The following is a 20,373-nucleotide window of genomic DNA, read 5'->3' as shown; positions in this document are numbered from 1 at the left end:
CGGCGCGCTGGGCGCCTTCGGCGTTACGCAGAAGCAGGCTCGGAAGGCTCATGTAGGTCCCTACACTGCGCTTCCTCGCCTGCTTTTGCCTGCCTGATCGTTGCTCGGCGAGTTTTCCTACAGGCCTAGTTGTGAGCGTGCAGCGCTTCGTTCAGCTCGATGGCCGACTTGTGGGTCTTGCACTCCACGGCGCCGGTTTCCGAGTTGCGGCGGAACAGCAGGTCCGGCTGGCCGGCCAGTTCCCGGGCCTTGAGCACCTTGACCAGCTGGTTGTTTTCGTCCAGCAGCGCCACCTTGGTGCCGGCAGTCACGTACAGGCCCGACTCCACGGTGTTGCGGTCGCCCAGGGGAATGCCGATACCGGCGTTGGCGCCGATCAGGCAGCCTTCGCCGACCTTGATCACGATGTTGCCGCCACCCGACAGGGTGCCCATGGTGGAGCAGCCACCGCCCAGGTCCGAACCCTTGCCGACGAACACGCCCGCCGATACACGGCCTTCGATCATGCCCGGGCCTTCGGTGCCGGCGTTGAAGTTGACGAAGCCTTCGTGCATCACGGTGGTGCCTTCGCCGATGTAGGCGCCCAGGCGAATCCGCGCGCTGTCAGCGATACGCACGCCGCTCGGCACCACGTAGTCGGTCATTTTCGGGAACTTGTCCACCGAGAACACTTCCAGCAGCTCGCCGCGCAGGCGGGCTTCCAGTTGCCGCTCGGCCAACTCGCCCAGATCGATGGCGCCCTGGCTGGTCCAGGCTACGTTCGGCAGCAGGGGGAACACCCCGGCCAGGCTCAGGCCATGTGGCTTGACCAAACGGTGGGACAGCAGGTGCAGCTTCAGGTAAGCCTCTGGGGTGGAGGTCAATTGAGCGTCTTCGGCCAGCAGGGTGGCTACCAGCGGCTTGTGGCTTTCGGCTAGGCGGGTCAGCAGCGCAGCCTGGGTGGCGTCGATGCCTTTCAGCGCGTCGGCCATTTGCGCGGCCTGGGCGGTGGTGAAGGTGATGGCCTGGTTGCCTTCGCTGTAGCCGAGGATCGGTGCGACAGCGGCAACGATTTCGGCGGCAGGATTGAGCAGTGGCGATGCGTAGAACACTTCCAGCCAGGCGCCTTGACGATTTTGGGTGCCGACACCGAATGCCAGGCTGAACAGAGTAGTGGACATGCAGTTACCTCTTGCGAAATAGAGTGAGCAGGCTTACTTGAGCGCCGCTGCGTAAAGGTCTGGCTTGAAGCCAATCAGGGTCTTGTCTCCGAGGTCGAGCACCGGGCGCTTGATCATCGAAGGTTGCGCGAGCATCAGTTCAACGGCTTTCGCCTGGTCGAGATCGGCTTTGCTTTCGTCATCGAGTTTGCGAAAGGTCGTGCCCGCGCGGTTCAACACCACCTGCCAGCCGTGCTCGTTGCACCACTGGTTCAGGTGCTCACGGTCAATGCCGGAGGTTTTGTAATCATGGAAGTCATAGCTGACAGCGTGTTCATCGAGCCAGGTGCGCGCCTTTTTCATGGTGTCACAGGCTTTGATGCCGAAAAGGTGCAACGTTTTGCTTGAAGCGGTCAAGGAATTGCCCCCTTTGGAGATGCTGGAGATGAAAGGTCACGGATTATGCCACGACCGCAGCGCTTCAGCGTCGGCCTGAAATCGGCTTTGTCGCAGGTTGTTGCATGGCAGGTCATGGGGCTTGCGACTTTTGTGCAGCGGTCAGTACCGAGTTTAAGCGGCTAATATGGCACTTCGTCGGCGATTCTCAGCTGAGATGCGTACGATTTTTCCTGTTGAGCCTTGGATTTTCGCTTTATGCAAACCGCCTATACCGTCCTCATCCTGCTGATGCTGGTGAGTCTTTCGCGACTGGTCGGACGGGTGATTCCGCTGCCCTTGCCTCTGGTACAGATCGCCGCCGGAGCCCTGTTGGCCTGGCCGACCCTGGGTTTGCATGTGGCCCTGGACCCGGAATTGTTCCTTTTCCTGTTCCTGCCGCCGTTGCTGTTTTCCGACGGTTGGCGCATGCCCAAGCGCGAGTTCTGGCGCTTGCGTGGCCCGATCCTGACCCTGGCGGTGGGCCTGGTGCTGTTCACCGTGGTCGGGGCCGGGTATTTCATTCACTGGCTGCTGCCGACCATCCCGTTGCCGGTGGCTTTCGCCCTGGCCGCGGTGCTGTCGCCCACCGACGCCGTCGCGGTGTCGGCCATTTCCCAGAACCGCCTGCCAACCCCGCTGATGCACATGCTCCAGGGCGAGGCCCTGATGAACGATGCCTCGGGCCTGGTGACTTTCAAGTTCGCCCTGGTGGCCGCCGTTACCGGGGTGTTCTCCCTGGCCAATGCCAGCCTGACCTTTGTCCTGGTGGCGGTGGGTGGCTTGGCGGTCGGTGTGGCCCTGAGCTGGCTGGTCGGGCGCCTGCGGGCCTGGATGATCGCCCGCGGCTGGGACGATCCGGCGACCCATGTGGTGTTCATGTTGCTATTGCCCTTCGCGGCTTACGTCCTGGCCGAGCGCCTGGGGGCCTCGGGCATTCTCTCGGCGGTGGCGGCGGGCATGATGCAGAGCTGGCTCGACCTGCTGCCGCGCCAGACCAGCACCCGACTGCTCAATCGCAGTGTCTGGTCGCTGCTGGAGTTCGCCTTCAATGGCCTGATCTTCCTACTGTTGGGGCTGCAATTGCCTGACATCATCAAGGCCGTGGTCAGTCATGAAACTTCGCTCTGGCCGACCCTGTTCTACCGCTGCCTGGATGTGCTGGCGATCTTCCTGGTGCTGTTGGTATTGCGCTTTATCTGGGTGCAGAGCATCTGGCGCCTGTCCGGGTTGCTGCGGCGCTGGCGCGGCAAGGGCGAGCTGACCCTGGTGCCCACGGCGCGCTCCTGCTGGCTGCTGACGGTGGGCGGGGTGCGTGGGGCGGTGACCCTGGCCGGCGTGATGTCGGTGCCCTTGTTCCTGGGCGCCGGGGAGGCCTTCCCCGAACGTGATCTGCTGATCTTTATCGCTGCCGGGGTGATCCTGCTGTCCCTGGTGGCGGCCTGCATTGCCCTGCCGCTGCTGTTGCGCGGTATCGTCAAAAGCCCCGACGACAAACGCCGTGGAGAAGTCCGCGATGCCTGGCGCAAGACCGCCGAGGCGGCGATCCATGCGTTGGAAGCCGAGGAAGTGGCTGAAACCAGTGAGGCCCCCGATGCGGCCCAGGCGGCACTGGCCACCGAGCTCAAGGGCCGTTTGATGGCTGAGTACCGGCATCAGTTGGAGGTCTACAACGATTCCGCCGAGGCCCAGGCCCTGGCATTGCAGATGGACTTGCTGGAACGGCGCCTGCGGCTCAAGGCCCTGCGGGCGCAACGGCTGGAGCTGTACCGCCTGAGCCGGCATCACCAGATCGGTGACGATGTGCTGCGAGAGGTGTTGGCGGACCTGGATTTGAGCGAGGCGAATCTGGGGCAGGTGAAGTGAATGCAGCGTTCCTAAGAGCGGACGGTTGGATTGAGGTTCCCCCTCCAGAGAGGGGGAAAGCAAAGACCATCAAAAGTCTATGCGGCGTCCCCCCATCTGTCTTTCAGCTCCATCTTCATTGACGGTCATGGCGGATGCACTGATTGCATTCTGATTTGCCCATTCGCGCAGTATTGCAAATTCATCCTTGCGTACTTTACTCATGGGCACCATACGTGAAATCGTTGCTTCAAAATCGCTCATCGCCAGGTCGTCCGGGTCGTTAGAACCACTCATACGCCTTGAGAAGGCTTCAATCAGGGCGTCGCCTACCCAGGCCTCCAACTCGGCACCGGAGAGCACAATATCTTTTCCGAAATTTGCCTCTCCCCCCAAGTCCACCAGACGATCCAGATCAAACTTGCCGGGGTCACGTTTGAGTTTTCTGAGGTGTATCTCAAGAATCTTTCTTCTCTCCACTGCCGAAGGGAAATCAACGAAGAAGATTTCGTCAAATCGACCTTTCCTCAGTAATTCAGGTGGAAGACTGGCAAGGTTGTTGGCTGTGGCAAATACAAAGACCGATGCGGTTTTCTCCTGCATCCAGGTCAGCAGCGTGCCAAATACTCGGGTGGCGGTTCCGCCATCCGAAGCGCCGCTGGAGGAGCCGGAGAGGCCTTTTTCAATTTCGTCGATCCAAAGGATACAGGGTGAAATGGCCTCGGCAGTTTGAAGTGCCGAGCGAATGTTCGATTCAGAGGAGCCCACGATACCTTGAAATATCTTGCCCATATCAAGGCGCAGCAATGGCATGTTCCATGACGAGGCTACGCACTTGGCAGTCAATGACTTGCCGCAGCCGGGAACACCGGTCAGCAGCAGGCCCTTAGGTGTTCCGACTCCGAACTCCTTGGCTGCTTGACCGAAGCACTGACTGCGCAGGTGCAGCCATTTTTTTAGCGTAGCTAAGCCGCCGACATCATCCAGGTTCAACTGGGAGTCTATGTACTCGAGGATCCCGGTTTTACGGATAATCTGTTTTTTCTCGGCAAGCAGATCCTTGAAGGTGTGTTCATCCAGCTTCAAGTTTGAGACAAGCGATCGTGAAAGAGAGTTGTCAATTTCCAGGCTGGTAAGCCCCAGCGCAGCGTCAATGAGCTTTTCTTTGCTGTCCAGAGGCAGATTGATTTTTACATTGTCGTTGTCTTTCCAGACATTCGAGAAGTTCTCGATCTGAGTCTTCACTTCATCCCTGGATGGAAGCGGAAAGTCGATTAAGGTTACTTCTTTCTGCAAGTCATTGGCGATTTCGAAATTGGGCGAAACTATTATGCAGTTACTTCTATATCCGTGTGAGCGGATGTTGATAGCCAGATCTTTCAGGCGGCGGCGATAGATGGCGTTGCAGCTGGTTGTAAGGTAGTTGTGTGCATCACAGAATACGAAAATATTCTTGCTGTTTTCCTCTCGCGCCTTTTCTTCGCAGAAATCTAGTGCCAGCTTCAGGTCAAAGGTCTTATCTCCGACAACGGCGCCGTTTGTCTGGATACCGAGCGTCGAGTTCCAGAGGAAAATTCGATGATTGAGCGACTTTGCGATCTCACTTAGCTCGGCAATTACACGCTCTTCTTCAAACGATTCGATAACCAAAATCGCATAACGTGCTTTTAGATAGTCGGTAATTTTCTGGGTGCGGTTCATGTCGGGCATCTCTTCAACGCATTGGACTCTTTGGATTGTATTGGGAGGCCGGTTCTGGTCATGCCAAGGCCGGAAACAACGAACTCAACGCTTCTTGTTGTCCTGAAAAAATTGATATCTACTCGGTCACTGGTCTTGATTAGCTGCTTGTGTTGATAAGGGTGAATGGCATTGCTGTTATAGCGGCCAGCAAGGGTTAGATCCACGGCCTTGACCACGCGTGTCATGGCGGCGTCACGAAAGATTTCCTTCGGTGCGTACCCGGTGTAAAGCACCCAGTTCTTCTCGCCATGCACGGCGTTAATGAGTTCTTCTATGGCTAGAGCCTGGTCGAGCGGTTCTCCACCCGAGACGGTTACTCCGTCGATCCCGTCCAGGGCATTTATCTGTTCGGCCAGGTCGCTCACGGAAATAGAGGTGCCGGTCTCGGAGTCATGGGTGTTCTGATTGAAACAGCCCTTGCAGTTCAGGTCGCATCCTTGCACCCATACAACCATCCGCAGTCCAGGGCCGTTTGCGCGACTCAACTCGGTATGATGTAAATACAGGTTCATTTAAAGCCTGGCGCTCAGTATTTGTAGCGTCTGTTCTTCATGTACCACCGTGTATTCCGGTTTCCATTCGGTCAGCAGTTCGGCCGTAGGGCTGGTCAGCAGCGATTCAAGTTCTTCGGTAAGCTTCGTACATATATCGCCCTTTACGCCAAACACCTCTTCTGCGACTGAATTGCCAGAAAAAGTGACGCGGATGCTGTATTCGTAGTTTGAGCCGAATTCTATTTCGAAGTGGTTATCTCCTTCTTTTAGTCGGGTTGGGATGCCGGAGGCATTTATGCGACTAATGGTGTTGTCGATGGCAACGCTGACATAGGCTCTTTGGAAGCGCGCTGCCAGGTCTGCCATTCTTTTTTCATCGCCTGGTATGGGGGTGCTTCGTTCGATAAGTAATTTGTAAAAGTTATTTTCTATCTTGCATGCAAAGTAGTTGAGGTCGTCTTCAGCGGATGCGCAGATGGCGCGAAATTGGCGACGACCCATGTAGCCCAAGGGGCCAAGGACCTCCTTGCTGAAATCACTGTTGAACTCGGACACAATGTCAGTTGTAGGTGTTAGTCCTAGTTTTACAAAAGCTTTGGTTATGGCTTCTTCGTCGGTGTAGGTGAAATCAAATTTTGTACAATGTGACATGTCAGAGCTCCAGCTTTCTACCAGACTTTACTTCTTCTGAATTCTTTATGTCATTCAGCGTGGTTGGCGCAATTTCTATATTTCGGGGTGTCGCCGCCGTTTCGGATTTGACCGGGGGCGTTGGGGCCTGTGTCGCGCTTTGAGGCGCAATCACCCGGCGTCGCTGAGAGGCTTTTGCTGCGCTGTGATCGCCAAGCAAGCTGGAATCTATCACTTCAAGTAGGCGTTTTATAACCAGGGCTGGGGTTGAAGTAAGCTTTTCATAAAGACCGATGCGCAACAATGCATCAGTGCCGTCATCGAAGATTAACTTGACAAAATAGGTCTCGGATTCGTTGCCGACGATGCCTATGTGAGTAATCTGATTAAGCTCGCGGGAAAATTTTTCCCAATGTTCGCCGTTGAAGGAGGCGATGATCAGCTTGGTCGCTGTGACGATAAAGGCGTTGCTACCTCTTTGGATGTCATCGTCATGAAAATTCTGGTAACTCGCCAGTACTTTTTCTCCAGGGACGATTTGCAAAGAGGAGGCGAGGTATTGGTTGGTCGAGAAGTCTATGTCTTCATGAAATTTTATGGACTTTGAGTAATGATAAAGACTAGTTAAGGCGCCGATGGTGCTCAGGCTAATGATTATGTATCTGGAAGGGATGATAAGTGTAAGTCCGGCAGCCAGTAAGATAATTATCCAGAAGCCATGTTTTATGAGTTTCTGCACCTTGGCTTGCTTTGAACGATAGCCTGTGAAGGATTTTCCAGGAATATATTTGCGCCCTGGAGTAAGCGTAATAACTGCGCCTAGGCCAAATAGAATTACGGTGATAAGTCCAAGTATCGCAGTTCTGGTTTTGCCGGTCTGCAAGCCTTCAAGAAATGCCAGAGCGCCACCAGTACACAAAACAGGAAACGTTGCAATAATGGCCAAGCCATAGGCCCTCCCCTTTGTTTCTGTGAACATTTTCCATAGGGGAATAGTTGTTATCACTCCCTCTCTCCTTGATGGGCAAAATTAGCGGTTTTTATGCGATGATTTTTCGTTAAATACCCAGCGTATTTTACACAGAGAGATAATAAAAAAAATGGGGGCTGGCACCCGGCATCGGTAATGGAAGCTCCGCAAAAGTACCGATATCAATCAGGTCGCGATGCCTGTCTTCAATGCGTGCTGGCTAGAAGCTGCGGTTGATGACCGAGGTTGCAGGTCGGTATCCGGTGATTGAATGTGGGGGAGGCAGACTCGGGGGCAATGGGCGCAAGCCCTTAGGGGAAGGGGCTCACAACAGGCCCGCGAGAACGCCAACAACCTTGTGGAAAGAGGGCTTGCCGGAGAAGGCGTTCTGGTGGGCAGTCAGGGGCGCGCCAGACGCTTCTCGGGCAAGGCTTTCTACAGTGGGGTGTCTCTCATATTACTTGCGACGCAACACGAAATCGCGAATCCGCTCGGCGGCTTCCACGCATTCCGCCAGCGGCGCAACCAGCGCCATGCGCACCCGTCCGGCGCCCGGGTTGGTGCCGTCCACATCCCGCGACAGGTAGGAACCCGGGACCACGGTCACGTGCTCCTGCTCGAACAGGTCGCGGCAGAAGGCGGCGTCATCCCCGGCCACGTTGGGCCACAGGTAGAAGCTGCCGTCCGGGCGCTGCACGTCCATTACCGGTGCGAGGATTGCCAGCACCGCGTCGAACTTCTCGCGGTACAGCGCGCGGTTGGCGCGCACGTGCACTTCGTCGTTCCAGGCGGCGACGCTGGCCAACTGGGTCTGCACCGGCATGGCGCAGCCGTGGTAGGTGCGGTACAGCAGGAAGCCCTTGAGGATGTCGGCGTCGCCGGCCACGAAGCCGGAGCGCAGGCCCGGCAGGTTGGAGCGCTTGGACAGGCTGTGGAACACCACGCAGCGCTTGAAGTCCTTGCGGCCCAGTTCGACACAGGCGCTGAGCAGGCCCGGCGGTGGGGTCTGCTCGTCGAAGTAAAGCTCGCTGTAGCACTCGTCGGCGGCGATCACGAAGTCGTGTTCGTCGGCCAGGGCGATCAGTTTTTTCAGGGTGTCCAGCGGGATCAGCGCGCCGGTGGGGTTGCCCGGGGAGCACAGGAAGAGGATCTGGCAGCGCTGCCAGATCTCGGCCGGTACGGCGTCGAAATCCGGGTTGAAGCCGTTTTCATCCAGGCACGGCAGGTAGTGCGGCTTGGCCCCGGCAAGGAAGGCGGCGCCTTCGTAGATCTGATAGAAGGGGTTGGGGCTGACCACCAGGGCGTCGTCACCGCGGTTGACTACGGTCTGGGTGAAGGCGAACAGGGCTTCACGGGTGCCGTTGACCGGCAGGACGTTGCGCGCCGGGTCGATCCAGCCGGTCGGCACGCCGAAGCGGCGCTCGCACCAGCCAGCGATGGCTTCACGCAGCGCCGGGATGCCCAGGGTGGTGGGGTACACCGCCATCTGATCGAGGTTGCTGGCCAGGGCTTCGGCGACAAAGCTCGGCGAGCGGTGCTTGGGTTCGCCGATGGACAGGGCGATCGGGCGCTTGTCCGGGTTGGGGGTCACGGTGCCGAGCAGGGCTCGCAGCTTTTCGAACGGGTAGGGCTGCAACTGGTTCAGAGCGTTGTTCATCGGTGCGTTTTCTCACTCAAAGCGGCGGTTCGGACCCTTCAGATGCTCAGGCGGGTCATTTCGATAGTCGGTTCATGGCTGACACTCAACTGTTCGACGATCGCATCCTGCAAGCGGCTGCACAGCTGGGGGTCGGAAAGGGGCTGGTTGTGCGCATCGGTGATGAAGAACACGTCTTCCACGCGCTCGCCCAGGGTGGCGATCTTGGCATTCTGCAGCGACAGGTCGAACTCCAGGAAGATCTTGCCGATCCGCGCCAGAAGGCCTGGGCGATCCGGGGCACTGAGCTCCAGCACGGTGACCGGGCGCTGGGCGTCGTTGTGGATGGTCACTTCGGGGGCGAAGGCAAAATGCTTGAGCTGGCGCGGCACCCGGCGCTGGATGATGGTCGGGTAGTCGTCGGGGTTGCGCAGGGCATCGGTCAGGCCCTTGCGGATCTGTTCGACCCGCTGCGGGTTGTTGCCGATGGACTCGCCGTCGTTGTCCAGGACGATGTAGGTGTCGAGGGTGAACTGGCTGCTGGAGGTGATGATGCGTGCGTCATGGATGTTCAGGTTGAGCTGGTCCATGGCGGCCACGGTCACCGCGAAGAAGTCGTGCTGGTCCGGGGCGTAGATGAAAATCTGGGTGCCGCCCTCGAACTCGCGCTGGGTGATTTCCTTGATCAGCACCAACGGGCCGCCGTCCGCCGGCTGCTGGAGGATCGCGTCGCTGTGCCAGGCCACATCGCCGGCGGTGTGGCGCAGGAAGTAGTCGTCCCCCAGTTGCGACCAGAGTTGTTCCACTTCGTCCGGGTCGGTGCCGTTGCGCACCAGGATGTCCAGGGCGGCGCTCTGGGTCTGGCGGATCTGCTCTTCGCGGTCCACCGGGTTTTCCAGGCCGCGGCGCAGGGCGCGCTTGGTTTCGGTGTAGAGCTGGCGCAACAGGCTGGCGCGCCAGGAGTTCCACAGGGTCGGGTTGGTGGCGTAGATGTCGGCGACCGTCAGCACGTAGAGATAGTCGAGACGGGTCTGGTCGACCACGGTCTGGGCGAAATCGTGGATCACCTGCGGGTCGGACAGGTCCTTGCGCTGGGCGGTGGTGGACATCACCAGATGGTTCTGCACCAGCCAGACGATCAGCCGGGTGTCCCATAAAGGCAGTTGGTGACGCACACAGAAGGCTTCGGCATCCACCGCGCCAATCTCCGAGTGGTCGCCGTGGCGGCCCTTGCCGATGTCGTGATACAGGCCGGCCAGGTAGATCAGCTCGGGCTTGGGCAGCTTGCCCATGAGCTTGCTGGCCAGGGGGAATTTCTCGGAGATCGGCGTGTACTGCATCTTGCGCAGGTGCTTGATCAGATTCAGCGTGTGGGCGTCCACGGTATAGATGTGGAACAGGTCGTGCTGCATCTGTCCGACGATGAAGCCGAACTCCGGCAGGTAGCGTCCGAGGATGCCGTAGCGGTTCATCCGCCGCAGGTTGCGGTGGATGCCGATCTCGCACTTGAACAGCTCGATGAACAGGCTGGTGTTGCGGATGTCGTGGCGGAAGTCGTCGTCGATCAGGTGCCGGTGTTCGCGCAGCAGGCGGATGGTGTCGGCGCGCACGCCCTTGATCTCCGGGTGCTGGGCCATCAGCACGAAGATTTCCAGCATGGCGAACGGCGTGCGCTTGAACACGTTGTCGTTGATCGCCTCAATGTAGCCGTCGTGCAGTTGGAAGCGAGCGTTGATCGGCTGCGGCGGGGCTTCGTCCTCGGGGGCGAGGATCACTTCCTCGAAGTGCTGGATGATCAGGTCGCTCAACTGAGCGATGCTCATCACCACCCGGTAGTACTGCTGCATGAAGCTTTCAATCGACTGTTTGACGTCTTCACCGCTGAAACCCAGTAGCTCGGCGATGGAGCGCTGGTGGTCCAGCAGCAGGCGGTCTTCGGCGCGGCCGGCGAGCATGTGCAGGGCGTAGCGGACCTTCCACAGGAACTCCTGAGAGGAGGCCAGCAGGGCGTTTTCGCTTTCCACCAGGAAGCCTTCGCCGGCCAGGGCTCGCAGATTCAGGGTGCCGTACTGGCGGCGGGCGACCCAGAGAATGGTCTGGATATCCCGCAGGCCGCCTGGGGAGCCTTTGACGTTGGGCTCCAGGTTGTATTCGGTGTCGTTGTACTTGTGGTGGCGGGCCTTCTGCTCGGCGTGCTTGGCCAGGAAGAAGTCCTTGCTCGGCCACATATGTGCGGTGCTGGTGACGTCCAGCATGCGCTGGCGCAGGCGCTCGGGGCCGGCGATGGTGCGGCTTTCCATCAGGTTGGTGATCACCGTCAGGTCGGCCCGGGCCTCCTCGGCGCATTCATCCACCGAACGCACGCTTTGCCCGACTTCCAGGCCGATGTCCCAGAGCAGGGTGAGAAAGCGTTCGATGGAGTCGCGAAAGATCTCGTGATCGGCGCTGTCCAGGAGGATCAGCAGGTCGATATCGGAATAGGGGTGAAGCTCGCCGCGGCCGTAGCCGCCGACCGCCACCAGGGCGATGTCGGCCTCGTTGCTCCAGGTGAACTGGTCCCAGGCCTTTTGCAGGATGTTATCGATGAACCAGGCGCGGTCCTCGATCAGCCGGCGGATTTCCCGTCCGCTGCGAAAGCGGTTGTCGAGCACTTCCCGTGCCTGACGGATGGCTTTCTTGAAGGCGGCGATGGGGCTGGCCTTCAGTGCCAGTTCCGCCTGGAACTGGCCACGGTCGAAGAGTTCGGGATCCACCTGCGGCATCGATTGGCTTTCCTTTCTATCTATAAGGTCGGGACGCGGCGTTGTGGATCAGGCAGATACCCGGGGGATGGTGTCATCGCTGCGCAGGGTAAAGATCTCGTAGCCGGTTTCGGTCACCAGCAGGGTGTGTTCCCACTGTGCCGAGAGCTTGCGGTCCTTGGTGATGGCGGTCCAACCGTCGCCCAGTACCTTGGTGTCGGCCTTGCCCTGGTTGATCATCGGCTCGATGGTGAAGGTCATGCCGGCCTTGAGTTCCATGCCGGTGCCGGCGCGGCCGTAGTGCAGGATCTGCGGCTCTTCGTGGAATACCTTGCCGATGCCGTGGCCGCAGAATTCGCGCACGACCGAGAAGCCGTTCTTTTCCGCGTGCTTCTGGATCACTTCGCCGATGTCGCCCAGGCGGCAGCCCGGCTTCACCAGTTCGATGGCCTTGTACATGCATTCCTGGGTGATCTGCGACAGGCGCTCGGCCCAGACTGGCACGGTGCCGACGTGGAACATGCGGCTGGTGTCGCCGTGGTAGCCGTCCTTGATCACGGTGACGTCGATGTTCAGGGTGTCGCCGTCCTTCAGGGGCTTCTCGTTGGGAATGCCGTGGCACACCACGTGATTGATCGAGGTGCAGATGGACTTGGGGAAACCCTTGTAGTTCAGCGGGGCTGGGATAGCGCCCTGCACGTTGACGATGTAGTCGTGGCAGATTCGGTCCAGTTCTTCGGTGGTGACACCGGGTTTGACATGCTCGGCAATCATTTCCAGGACTTCGGCGGCCAGTTTGCCGGCGACACGCATTTTGGCGATGTCCTCGGGAGTTTTGAGGGTGACGGTCATACAGGCTCTCTTGACGCTCAATGGCGCGATATACACGGAATGGCTTGAAAACCTGCCCCTGCAAGGCTGGAATCGGTGAGGTTTTCGGAAGCCGCAAAGATGCGATTCTAACAGAGGCTCAGCGTAAATCTGAGGTTCTGCTGGCGCTTGTCTCCATACAATGGTGCATTCAGGGCTGTTTCCAAGGTCAGGGCGAAAACTGCAAGGATCGACGGATGTGAATCCGGGTTCCGTTTTGGCCCTTGCTGTGGTATAAAATGCGCCGCTTTCCGGGGATGCCCCGAAAAGCTCAAACCCACACACGTGTCGACACGATGACCTGGGTGCCCTCAGCACATGCTGTTGGTTGGTCATTGGGATACGTGGAGGCCTAACCCGACTTATTAAGGAACTATCATGTCCCAAGTCAACATGCGCGATATGCTGAAGGCCGGTGTGCACTTCGGTCACCAAACCCGTTACTGGAACCCGAAAATGGGTAAGTACATTTTTGGTGCGCGTAACAAGATTCACATCATCAACCTTGAAAAAACCCTGCCAATGTTCAACGAAGCTCTGACTTTCGTAGAGCGTCTGGCCCAGGGCAAAAACAAGATTCTGTTCGTCGGCACCAAGCGTTCCGCTGGCAAGATCGTTGCTGAAGAAGCAGCACGTTGCGGTTCGCCGTACGTCGATCACCGCTGGTTGGGCGGCATGCTGACCAACTACAAAACCATCCGTGCTTCCATCAAGCGTCTGCGTGACCTTGAAGTGCAAGCAGAAGACGGCACCTTCGCCAAGCTGACCAAGAAAGAGGCGCTGATGCGCACTCGCGACCTGGAAAAGCTGGATCGTTCCCTGGGTGGTATCAAGGACATGGGCGGCCTGCCTGACGCACTGTTCGTGATCGACGTTGATCACGAGCGCATCGCGATCACCGAAGCCAACAAGCTGGGCATCCCGGTCATCGGCGTTGTCGATACCAACAGCAGCCCGGAAGGCGTTGACTACATCATCCCAGGCAACGATGACGCCATTCGCGCCATCCAGCTGTACATGGGTTCGATGGCTGACGCTGTGATCCGTGGTCGCAACAACGTTGCTGGCGGCACCGAAGTGTTCGAAGAAGCTGCAGCACCGGCGGCTGAAGCCTGAGTAACTGACGCTTAGCGTTTACTCAGTACGCAAAAAGGGGGCTTGGCCCCCTTTTTGCCAACTCGAAAATCATTTCGTCGTTGCGCCCCGGCAGTTTCTGTAATGCGGGGCTGTTATGAAGTGAATTCGGGGCAGCGCCCAAGAATTGAACGCCCGTTCGATCGGGTGGAATGGTTGAAAACCTATCCAAGAGGATTTTGAAAATGGCAGAGATTACTGCAGCGTTGGTCAAAGAACTGCGCGAGCGTACCGGCGAAGGCATGATGGATTGCAAAAAGGCCTTGACCAAGGCCGGCGGCGACATCGAAAAAGCCATTGATGACATGCGTGCTTCCGGCGCCATCAAGGCTGCCAAGAAAGCAGGCAACGTGGCTGCTGAAGGTGCTATCGCCATCAAGGACGACGGTAAAGCCGCTGTCCTGCTGGAAGTGAACTCGCAGACCGACTTCCTGGCTCTGCAGGACGACTTCAAGGCGTTCGTTGCTGCCAGCGTTGAAAAAGCGTTCGCTGACAAACTGACCGACGCCGCTCCGCTGATCGAGGCTCAGGAAGCTGACCGTCTGATCCTGGTGGGCAAGACCGGTGAGAACGTCAACATCCGTCGTCTGGCTCGCGTTGAAGGTGACGTGGTCGGTACTTACCTGCACGGTAACAAGATCGGTGTTGCGGTTGTCCTGAAGGGCGGCTCCGTTGAGCTGGCCAAAGACATCGCCATGCACGTAGCGGCAAGCAACCCTGAGTTCCTGCTGCCTTCGCAGGTTTCTGCCGAAGCCATCGAGCGCGAAAAAGCTGTGTTCCTGCAGCTGAACGAAGACAAGATGAAAGGCAAGCCAGCCGAAATCGTCGAGAAAATGATCGCTGGCCGTATCAGCAAGTTCCTGGCTGAAGCCAGCCTGGTTGAGCAAGCGTTCGTCAAGGATCCAGAAGTCACCGTAGGTGCTCTGGCCAAGAAAGGCGGCGCTGAAATCGTTTCCTTCACCCGTTTCGCAGTAGGTGAAGGCATCGAGAAGAAAGAAGACAACTTCGCTGAAGAAGTTGCTGCACAACTGGCTGCTGCCAAGCAACAGTAAGACGGTTTTTCAACTGTCGCCCAGAAGAGGCTGCCCGCTCACGCGCGCAGCCTCTTTTCAAATGGGCAGGGCAATTTTGTTGCTTTACCTCGGAACCGGTTTACAAAGTCGTGTTCTGATGGCGCTGTGACAGCGTCAAGCTAGAGTGAACGCAGGCTGAAAACAGCCCGCAAAGAATTTTTAAAATACGCCGCAGGAGAGATTCGCAATGGCTCAGCAGGGCAGTGGTTATCAAGCTCGCTATAAACGCATTCTACTCAAGCTTAGCGGCGAGGCCCTGATGGGCTCGGAAGAGTTCGGGATCGACCCCAAGGTGCTGGACCGCATGGCGCTGGAAGTTGGCCAACTGGTCGGCATCGGCGTCCAGGTAGGCCTGGTGATCGGTGGTGGCAACCTGTTCCGTGGCGCCGCCTTGAGTGCTGCCGGGATGGATCGGGTCACAGGCGACCACATGGGCATGCTGGCCACTGTGATGAACGCCCTGGCCATGCGCGACGCGCTGGAACGTGCGAATATCTCGGCCATCGTGATGTCCGCTATTTCCATGGTGGGTGTGACCGATCACTATGATCGTCGCAAGGCCATGCGCCACCTGAACTCCAAAGAAGTGGTGATTTTCGCGGCCGGTACCGGCAACCCGTTCTTCACTACCGACTCCGCAGCCTGCCTGCGCGCCATCGAGATCGATGCCGATGTCGTGCTCAAGGCAACCAAGGTCGACGGTGTTTACACTGCAGACCCGTTCAAGGACCCACATGCCGAGAAGTTCGATCATCTGACTTACGATGAAGTGCTGGATCGCAAGCTGGGAGTGATGGACCTGACGGCCATTTGCCTGTGCCGCGACCACAAGATGCCGCTGCGGGTATTCAACATGAACAAGCCCGGCGCCCTGCTGAATATCGTGCATGGTGGCGCTGAAGGAACCCTGATCGAGGAAGGCGAGCAATGATCAACGAAATCAAGAAAGACGCTCAAGAGCGCATGAAGAAAACCCTGGAGTCTCTGGCGCATGCATTCGGCCAGATCCGCACCGGCAAGGCGCACCCCAGCATTCTGGGCAGCGTGATGGTGCCTTACTACGGTACCGACACGCCGTTGAGCGGCGTTGCCAACGTGACCGTGAAGGACTCCCAGACCCTGCAGGTCGTGCCGTTCGAGCGCAACATGCTCGGAGCCATCGACAAGGCCATTGGCAGTGCCGGTCTCAACCTCAACCCGACCAACCTGGGCGAGCTGCTGCTGATCAAGATGGCGCCGCTGACCGAGGAAACCCGCAAGGGCTTCACCAAGCAGGCGCGCGCCGCAGCCGAAGATGCGCGGGTTGCCGTGCGCAACATCCGTCGCGACGCCCTTGGCGAGTTGAAGAAACTGACCAAGGACAAGGAAATCAGCGAAGACGAAGAGCGTCGTGGCAGCGCCGAAATCGACAAGTTGATCAAGGACTTTGAAGCTCAGATCGCCAAGGCGACTGAGGAAAAAGAAAAGGACTTGATGGCCGTATAAGGGTCAGGCGTTTTCATGGAAAAGACCAAGCAGTCCGTGTTGTCCTCGGTGCCGCGCCATGTCGCGATCATCATGGACGGTAATAACCGCTGGGCAAAAAAACGCTTTATGCCGGGTGTTGCCGGGCATAAAGCGGGCGTTGACGCGGTACGTGCAGTGATCGAAGTGTGCGCTGAGGCCAAGGTTGAAGTCCTGACCCTGTTTGCCTTTTCCAGTGAAAACTGGCAGCGCCCGGCCGATGAGGTCAGTGCCTTGATGGATCTGTTCTTCAAGGCGCTGCGGCGTGAGGCCAAGCGTCTTAACGAGAACAAGATCAGTCTGCGGATCATTGGCGACCGTTCGCGTTTCCATCCCGAGTTGCAGGCGGCGATGCGCGAGGCGGAAGCGATTACCGCGGGCAGTGATCGTTTCATTCTGCAGATTGCTGCCAACTACGGCGGTCAATGGGATATCGCCCAGGCCGCCCAGCGCCTGGCGCGTGAGGTTCAGGCCGGTCACCTGCGGCCCGAGGACATCACGCCGGGCCTGTTGCAGACCTGTCTGGCAACCGGCGACTTGCCGTTGCCGGACCTCTGCATCCGCACCGGTGGTGAGCATCGCATCAGTAATTTCCTGCTGTGGCAGCTGGCCTATGCCGAGCTGTATTTCTCCGACCTGTTCTGGCCGGACTTCAAACACGAAGCCATGCGCAACGCGCTGGCCGATTACGCATCTCGCCAGCGGCGCTTCGGTAAAACGAGCGAGCAGGTCGAGGCTGGAGCCCGGGTTTAATGCTTAAACAACGAATCATTACTGCGCTGATCCTGCTGCCGATCGCCTTGTGCGGGTTTTTCCTGCTCGAAGGTTCGGGGTTTGCCCTGTTCATCGGTCTGGTGGTGAGCCTGGGGGCCTGGGAGTGGGCGCGCCTGGCGGGTTTCGAGGCGCAGCCGGCTCGGGTGGCTTACGCGCTGGTAGTGGCGGCGCTGCTGTTCTTGATGTATCTGGTCCCGGGTGTTGCGCCTTGGGTACTGGGTGCCGCGGTGTTGTGGTGGGGGTTGGCGACTTTCCTGGTGCTGACCTATCCGCGCACCAGTGAGCAATGGTCCGGGGCGGCCCCCAAGCTGCTGATCGGTCTATTGATCCTGTTGCCGGCCTGGCAGGGCTTGGTGTTCATCAAGCAGTTGCCACTGGGCAATTGGTTGATCATGGCGGTAATGGTGCTGGTTTGGGGGGCAGATATCGGTGCCTACTTCTCCGGCAAGGCCTTCGGCAAGCGCAAGCTGGCGCCGCAGGTGAGTCCTGGCAAGAGCTGGGAGGGCGTCTATGGCGGCCTGGTATTGAGCCTGGTGATCACGGCAGTGGTCGGGCTGGTGCGTGATTGGTCCTTCGGACAGATCCTGTTGGGGCTGTTGGGTGCGGCCATTGTGGTCTTCATTTCGGTGGTCGGTGACCTGACCGAGAGCATGTTCAAGCGTCAGTCCGGCATCAAGGACAGCAGCAATCTGTTGCCGGGGCATGGCGGTGTGCTCGATCGGATCGACAGTCTGACGGCGGCGATTCCGGTGTTTGCGGTGTTGCTGTGGATGGCTGCACTGTGAGTCGTGTGCAACAGATCACGGTTCTGGGGGCTACGGGCTCCATTGGCCTGAGTACGCTGGGTGTGATTGCTCGTCATCCGGATCGCTATCAGGTGTTTGCCCTTAGCGGGTTCAGCCGTCTGGCCGAGTTGCTGGCGTTGTGCGTGCGCCATGTGCCGCGTTTTGCCGTGGTGCCTGAGGTCGCTGCGGCGAGGACTTTGCAGGACGATCTGCGAGCCGCTGGCCTGTCGACTCGGGTGTTGGTGGGGGAGCAGGGGTTGTGTGAAGTTGCCTCGGCGCCTGAAGTCGATGCGGTGATGGCGGCCATTGTCGGGGCGGCGGGCCTGCGTCCGACCCTCGCGGCGGTGGAGGCCGGCAAAAAGATCCTCCTGGCCAATAAAGAAGCGCTGGTGATGTCCGGCGCACTGTTCATGCAGGCGGTAGGCAAGAGTGGCTCGGTGCTGCTGCCTATCGACAGTGAGCACAACGCGATTTTCCAATGCATGCCTGGGGATTTTTCTCGGGGCTTGAGTCAGGTCGGGGTGCGACGGATTCTGTTGACCGCTTCGGGCGGCCCATTCCGTCAGACGCCTCTGGCCGAGCTCGAACATGTTTCGCCGGAACAGGCCTGTGCCCATCCGAACTGGTCCATGGGGCGCAAGATCTCCGTGGATTCGGCGAGCATGATGAACAAGGGGTTGGAGTTGATCGAGGCCTGCTGGTTGTTCGATGCCAAGCCTTCTCAGGTCGAGGTGGTGGTGCATCCGCAGAGCGTGATCCATTCCCTGGTGGATTATGTCGACGGCTCGGTGCTTGCCCAGTTGGGGAACCCGGATATGCGCACGCCTATCGCCAACGCCCTGGCCTGGCCGGAACGTATCGACTCCGGTGTCGCCCCGTTGGATCTGTTCGCGATTGCCCGTCTGGACTTCCAGGCACCCGACGAGCAGCGGTTCCCTTGCCTGCGTCTGGCGCGTCAAGCTGCCGAGGCGGGGGGCAGCGCTCCGGCGATGCTCAATGCGGCCAATGAAGTGGCTGTTTCGGCCTTTCTTGATCGGCGCATCCGTTACCCGGAGATCGCGAGTATCATCGACGAAGTCTTGCTCCTTGAACCTGTAGTTGCAGTCAATGAGCTCGATGCAGTGTTTGCGGCGGATGCCAAGGCCCGAAGCCTGGCAGAACAATGGTTGCAGCGTAACGGGCGATAGGATTTGCGACCGGGCGAGTGGCGGCGAATAGGATTGCGGAGAAAGTAGATGAGCGCGCTCTATATGATTGTCGGCACCCTGGTAGCCCTGGGTGTGCTGGTCACCTTCCATGAATTCGGTCACTTCTGGGTCGCACGTCGCTGTGGCGTCAAGGTGCTGCGCTTCTCCGTGGGCTTTGGCATGCCGTTGCTGCGCTGGCACGATCGTCGCGGTACCGAGTTTGTGATCGCCGCCATTCCCCTGGGTGGCTACGTGAAGATGCTCGACGAGCGTGAAGGCGAAGTGGCCCTCGATGAACTCGACCAGTCCTTCAATCGCAAGTCCGTGCGCCAGCGTATCGCTATTGTTGCCGCCGGCCCGATCGCCAACTTCCTACTCGCCCTGGTGTTCTTCTGGGCCCTGGCGATGCTGGGCAGTCAGCAGGTCCGACCGGTCATCGGTGGCGTAGAGGCGGGGAGCATAGCCGCCAAGGCCGGCCTCGGTGCCGGCGAGGAAATTGTTGCCATCGATGGTGAGCCAACTTCCGGTTGGGCGGCGGTGAATCTGCAACTGGTGCGCCGTCTGGGTGAAAGCGGAACGCTGCAGGTGCAGGTGCGCGAGCAGGGCGCGACGGTTGACTCCTCTCGCCAGCTGGTGCTGGACAAATGGCTCAAGGGCGCCGACGAGCCGGACCCGATCCGCTCCCTGGGGATCCGCCCATGGCGCCCGGCATTGCCCCCCGTGCTGGCTGAGCTCGATCCGAAAGGCCCGGCCCAAGCTGCCGGCCTGAAAACCGGCGACCGTCTGCTGGCGCTGGATGGGCAGTCGCTCAGTGACTGGCAGCAGGTGGTTGATTGGGTTCGTGTGCACCCTGATACGAAAATTGTGCTGCAAGTCGAGCGCGATGGTGCTCAAATCGACGTCCCTGTGACCTTGGCCAGCCGTGGCGAAAACAAAGCGCCCAATGGCTACCTTGGGGCTGGGGTGAAAGCTGTCGACTGGCCTGCGGAGATGCTTCGCGAGGTCAGTTATGGCCCGCTGGAGGCGATTGGCGAAGGGGCTCGACGGACCTGGACCATGAGTGTCCTGACCCTCGAATCACTGAAGAAAATGTTGTTCGGCGAGCTCTCGGTAAAAAACTTGAGTGGACCGATAACCATTGCTAAAGTGGCGGGCGCTTCTGCCCAGTCGGGCATTGCTGATTTCTTGAATTTCCTTGCTTATCTGAGTATTAGCCTGGGTGTTCTGAATTTGTTGCCCATCCCGGTATTGGATGGGGGGCATTTGTTGTTCTATCTGATCGAGTGGGCGCGTGGTCGTCCCTTGTCGGATCGGGTGCAAGGTTGGGGGATACAGATCGGTATCAGCTTGGTGGTCGGAGTCATGCTGCTTGCTCTGGTCAACGATCTGGGTCGTCTGTAACGCTTCGCTGAAT

Annotated in this window: 18 protein-coding genes; 9 read left to right on the top strand and 9 right to left on the bottom strand. The window is 58.8% G+C overall.

Translation table 11 applies throughout. The features are described 5' to 3' along the window. Window positions 1-125 precede the first annotated feature (125 nt). On the bottom strand, window positions 126-1,160 hold the full coding sequence (gene dapD, locus J5M73_RS09575; protein WP_102861358.1) for a 2,3,4,5-tetrahydropyridine-2,6-dicarboxylate N-succinyltransferase: 1,035 nt from the start codon (window positions 1,158-1,160) through the stop codon (window positions 126-128). Window positions 1,161-1,193: 33 nt separating this feature from the next. After that, window positions 1,194-1,556, bottom strand: coding sequence for an ArsC family reductase (locus J5M73_RS09570; protein WP_102861359.1), 363 nt, complete (start codon window positions 1,554-1,556; stop codon window positions 1,194-1,196). 237 nt (window positions 1,557-1,793) lie between these two features. Between J5M73_RS09570 and J5M73_RS09565 the strand changes: the two genes are divergently transcribed. Further along, window positions 1,794-3,440, top strand: coding sequence for a Na+/H+ antiporter (locus J5M73_RS09565; RefSeq protein WP_102861360.1), 1,647 nt, complete (start codon window positions 1,794-1,796; stop codon window positions 3,438-3,440). 69 nt (window positions 3,441-3,509) lie between these two features. On the opposite strand, the gene J5M73_RS09560 is transcribed toward J5M73_RS09565, so the two are convergent. The 7 genes from J5M73_RS09560 to map form a co-directional block, all read right to left on the bottom strand. Beyond that, window positions 3,510-5,120 (bottom strand): AAA family ATPase, encoded by a 1,611-nt coding sequence (locus J5M73_RS09560; RefSeq protein ID WP_102861717.1) that lies wholly within the window; start codon window positions 5,118-5,120, stop codon window positions 3,510-3,512. Next, on the bottom strand, window positions 5,117-5,674 hold the full coding sequence (locus J5M73_RS09555) for a 4Fe-4S single cluster domain-containing protein (RefSeq protein ID WP_102861361.1): 558 nt from the start codon (window positions 5,672-5,674) through the stop codon (window positions 5,117-5,119). Before J5M73_RS09555 ends, J5M73_RS09560 begins: the two co-directional genes overlap by 4 nt. Then, window positions 5,675-6,307 (bottom strand): DUF2997 domain-containing protein, encoded by a 633-nt coding sequence (locus J5M73_RS09550; protein WP_102861362.1) that lies wholly within the window; start codon window positions 6,305-6,307, stop codon window positions 5,675-5,677. Between the two features lies 1 nt (window position 6,308). After that, window positions 6,309-7,292, bottom strand: coding sequence for a hypothetical protein (locus tag J5M73_RS09545; RefSeq protein WP_102861363.1), 984 nt, complete (start codon window positions 7,290-7,292; stop codon window positions 6,309-6,311). A gap of 421 nt (window positions 7,293-7,713) precedes the next feature. Continuing rightward, window positions 7,714-8,913, bottom strand: a complete 1,200-nt coding sequence (gene dapC, locus J5M73_RS09540; protein ID WP_102861364.1) for a succinyldiaminopimelate transaminase — start codon at window positions 8,911-8,913, stop codon at window positions 7,714-7,716. A gap of 38 nt (window positions 8,914-8,951) precedes the next feature. Beyond that, window positions 8,952-11,654, bottom strand: a complete 2,703-nt coding sequence (locus tag J5M73_RS09535; protein ID WP_102861365.1) for a [protein-PII] uridylyltransferase — start codon at window positions 11,652-11,654, stop codon at window positions 8,952-8,954. A gap of 48 nt (window positions 11,655-11,702) precedes the next feature. Beyond that, window positions 11,703-12,485, bottom strand: coding sequence for a type I methionyl aminopeptidase (gene map, locus J5M73_RS09530; RefSeq protein WP_102861366.1), 783 nt, complete (start codon window positions 12,483-12,485; stop codon window positions 11,703-11,705). 396 nt (window positions 12,486-12,881) lie between these two features. On the opposite strand from map, the gene rpsB reads away from it, so the two are divergent. The 8 genes from rpsB (at window position 12,882) to rseP (ending at window position 20,360) form a co-directional block, all read left to right on the top strand. Continuing rightward, complete coding sequence (gene rpsB, locus J5M73_RS09525) at window positions 12,882-13,619, top strand: 30S ribosomal protein S2 (protein WP_011059524.1); 738 nt, start codon at window positions 12,882-12,884, stop codon at window positions 13,617-13,619. 203 nt (window positions 13,620-13,822) lie between these two features. After that, window positions 13,823-14,689 carry a translation elongation factor Ts gene (tsf, locus tag J5M73_RS09520; protein ID WP_016962579.1) on the top strand — a complete coding sequence of 289 codons (867 nt, stop codon included), beginning with the start codon at window positions 13,823-13,825 and terminating at the stop codon, window positions 14,687-14,689. A gap of 208 nt (window positions 14,690-14,897) precedes the next feature. Next, a complete protein-coding gene (gene pyrH / locus J5M73_RS09515) occupies window positions 14,898-15,641 on the top strand; it encodes a UMP kinase (RefSeq protein ID WP_011059526.1) in 744 nt (247 codons plus the stop codon). Then, complete coding sequence (frr, locus tag J5M73_RS09510) at window positions 15,638-16,195, top strand: ribosome recycling factor (RefSeq protein WP_102861367.1); 558 nt, start codon at window positions 15,638-15,640, stop codon at window positions 16,193-16,195. The genes pyrH and frr overlap by 4 nt, the downstream gene beginning before the upstream one ends. 15 nt (window positions 16,196-16,210) lie before the next feature. Then, window positions 16,211-16,966 (top strand): polyprenyl diphosphate synthase, encoded by a 756-nt coding sequence (gene uppS / locus J5M73_RS09505; RefSeq protein ID WP_102861368.1) that lies wholly within the window; start codon window positions 16,211-16,213, stop codon window positions 16,964-16,966. Further along, window positions 16,966-17,772, top strand: a complete 807-nt coding sequence (locus J5M73_RS09500) for a phosphatidate cytidylyltransferase (RefSeq protein WP_207815505.1) — start codon at window positions 16,966-16,968, stop codon at window positions 17,770-17,772. The genes uppS and J5M73_RS09500 overlap by 1 nt, the downstream gene beginning before the upstream one ends. After that, the gene (gene ispC, locus J5M73_RS09495) at window positions 17,769-18,959 is read left to right on the top strand and encodes a 1-deoxy-D-xylulose-5-phosphate reductoisomerase (protein WP_102861370.1); all 1,191 of its coding nucleotides are present in this window, start codon (window positions 17,769-17,771) and stop codon (window positions 18,957-18,959) included. Before J5M73_RS09500 ends, ispC begins: the two co-directional genes overlap by 4 nt. 48 nt (window positions 18,960-19,007) lie before the next feature. Further along, a complete protein-coding gene (gene rseP / locus J5M73_RS09490; protein WP_102861371.1) occupies window positions 19,008-20,360 on the top strand; it encodes a sigma E protease regulator RseP in 1,353 nt (450 codons plus the stop codon). Window positions 20,361-20,373: the final 13 nt, after the last annotated feature.

The organism is Pseudomonas sp. 50_B, assembly GCF_017491625.1.
GTDB classification, from domain to species: Bacteria; Pseudomonadota; Gammaproteobacteria; order Pseudomonadales; family Pseudomonadaceae; genus Aquipseudomonas; species Aquipseudomonas danubii.
The sequence above is the reverse complement of the archived record's forward strand: the minus strand, read 5'-3'. Positions and strand labels throughout refer to the sequence as shown.

What these genes read in the sequence shown, in the direction of transcription:
- J5M73_RS09560 (WP_102861717.1), bottom strand. Translation starts at nt 5,120, where the DNA reads ATGAACCGCACCCAGAAAATTACCGACTATCTAAAAGCACGTTATGCG.
- tsf (WP_016962579.1), top strand. Translation starts at nt 13,823, where the DNA reads ATGGCAGAGATTACTGCAGCGTTGGTCAAAGAACTGCGCGAGCGTACC.
- rpsB (WP_011059524.1), top strand. Translation starts at nt 12,882, where the DNA reads ATGTCCCAAGTCAACATGCGCGATATGCTGAAGGCCGGTGTGCACTTC.
- dapD (WP_102861358.1), bottom strand. Translation starts at nt 1,160, where the DNA reads ATGTCCACTACTCTGTTCAGCCTGGCATTCGGTGTCGGCACCCAAAAT.
- J5M73_RS09550 (WP_102861362.1), bottom strand. Translation starts at nt 6,307, where the DNA reads ATGTCACATTGTACAAAATTTGATTTCACCTACACCGACGAAGAAGCC.
- dapC (WP_102861364.1), bottom strand. Translation starts at nt 8,913, where the DNA reads ATGAACAACGCTCTGAACCAGTTGCAGCCCTACCCGTTCGAAAAGCTG.
- J5M73_RS09565 (WP_102861360.1), top strand. Translation starts at nt 1,794, where the DNA reads ATGCAAACCGCCTATACCGTCCTCATCCTGCTGATGCTGGTGAGTCTT.
- map (WP_102861366.1), bottom strand. Translation starts at nt 12,485, where the DNA reads ATGACCGTCACCCTCAAAACTCCCGAGGACATCGCCAAAATGCGTGTC.
- J5M73_RS09555 (WP_102861361.1), bottom strand. Translation starts at nt 5,674, where the DNA reads ATGAACCTGTATTTACATCATACCGAGTTGAGTCGCGCAAACGGCCCT.
- rseP (WP_102861371.1), top strand. Translation starts at nt 19,008, where the DNA reads ATGAGCGCGCTCTATATGATTGTCGGCACCCTGGTAGCCCTGGGTGTG.
- J5M73_RS09500 (WP_207815505.1), top strand. Translation starts at nt 16,966, where the DNA reads ATGCTTAAACAACGAATCATTACTGCGCTGATCCTGCTGCCGATCGCC.
- J5M73_RS09535 (WP_102861365.1), bottom strand. Translation starts at nt 11,654, where the DNA reads ATGCCGCAGGTGGATCCCGAACTCTTCGACCGTGGCCAGTTCCAGGCG.
- pyrH (WP_011059526.1), top strand. Translation starts at nt 14,898, where the DNA reads ATGGCTCAGCAGGGCAGTGGTTATCAAGCTCGCTATAAACGCATTCTA.
- uppS (WP_102861368.1), top strand. Translation starts at nt 16,211, where the DNA reads ATGGAAAAGACCAAGCAGTCCGTGTTGTCCTCGGTGCCGCGCCATGTC.
- frr (WP_102861367.1), top strand. Translation starts at nt 15,638, where the DNA reads ATGATCAACGAAATCAAGAAAGACGCTCAAGAGCGCATGAAGAAAACC.